The sequence below is a fragment of the Clostridium sp. 1001270J_160509_D11 genome (assembly GCF_015667935.1).
Taxonomy (GTDB): Bacteria; Bacillota; Clostridia; order Peptostreptococcales; family Peptostreptococcaceae; genus Intestinibacter.
Window position 1 is genome coordinate 1 of sequence record NZ_JADPET010000257.1, and the last position, 1,495, is coordinate 1,495.

At 31.4% G+C, this 1,495-nt stretch carries 1 protein-coding gene; it reads right to left on the minus strand.

All coding sequences use genetic code 11. The features are described from left to right. Positions 1 to 78: 78 nt before the first annotated feature. Positions 79 to 1,227 carry a lactaldehyde reductase gene (fucO, locus tag I4U58_RS13770; protein ID WP_195931903.1) on the minus strand — a complete coding sequence of 383 codons (1,149 nt, stop codon included), beginning with the start codon at positions 1,225 to 1,227 and terminating at the stop codon, positions 79 to 81. Positions 1,228 to 1,495 lie beyond the last annotated feature (268 nt).

Genomic DNA, 1,495 nt, shown 5'->3' on the forward strand with positions numbered 1-1,495 from the left:
TTTATATATAAATAAAAAAAGGCTGAACTGTACGCAAGTTCAACCTTTTTTATTTGAATATAAATTTATATATATAAGCTATATTAGAGATTTATATAATTTAGCTATATCTTCAACTGATGTTTCTTTTGGATTTCCCGGTCTACACGCATCATCATAAGCAGATTGTGCTAAAAATTGAATATCTTCTTCTTTCACAATATCTTTTAAATCCTGTGGTATACCTACATCTTGTGCAAGTTTTTTTACTGCATCAACTGCTGCTTTTCTATATTCTGATACAGTCATATTTTCTGTACCTTCAACTCCCATAGCTGCAGCTATATATTTATATTTATCACCAGTTGAATCTTCATTATACTCCATAACAGTTGGCAATATAATTGCATTAGCTACTCCATGAGGAGTGTCGTATAATGCTCCTAGTGGATGTGCCATTGAATGTACTATTCCAAGACCTACATTTGAAAATCCCATACCTGCTATATATTGACCTAAAGCCATTCCTTCTCTTCCTTCAGGTGTATTTTCCACAGCTCCTCTAAGACTTCTTGATATTATTTCTATAGCTTTTAAATGGAACATATCTGACATTTCCCATGCTCCAATAGTTATATACCCCTCAATAGCATGTGTTAATGCATCCATACCTGTTGCTGCAGTAAGACCTTTTGGCATACTTGACATCATTTCTGGGTCAACTATTGCCACAACTGGTATGTCGTTAGTATCAACACATACAAATTTTCTATTATTATCTACATCTGTTATAACATAATTTATTGTAACTTCTGCAGCTGTCCCGGCAGTTGTTGGCACAGCAATAATCGGTACTGATTTATTTTTAGTAGGAGCAGTACCTTCTAAACTTTTAACATCATCAAATTCTGGATTATTGACAATAATACCTACTGCTTTTGCAGTATCCATAGATGAGCCACCACCTATTGCAATTATATAGTCAGCTTTAGACTCTTTGTATTTCTTTACCCCAGTTTGAACATTTTCTATTGTAGGATTTGCCTTTATATTTGAATATATTTCATAATCTAAACCTGCATTATCTAATATTTTAGTAATTTTAGTAGTAACATTAAGTTTTATTAATTCTGGGTCTGAGCATAAAAATGCCTTATTTAATCCTCTTCTTTTTACTTCTGTAACAATTTCATTTATTGCCCCTGTGCCATGATAAGAAACTTCATTTAATACTATTCTATTTGACATTATTTTTCCCCCTATTTACTATATCTATTTTTAGTTTTAATTTAATTATAGTCTTTTAAAAAGGTAATTAATATCAATATAATTTCTTTTAATATAATTATTTTCACTAAAAAAGCAGCATATTATAAAAATATGCTGCTTTTTATCTTTTATGAAAAAAACTTTTCTTTGTTTTCACGTAATAAAAAAAGATTACGTGGCTACGTCTTACTCTCCCAGGCGGTTGCCCACCAAGTACCATCAGCGCTCAGGAGCTTAACTTCTGTGT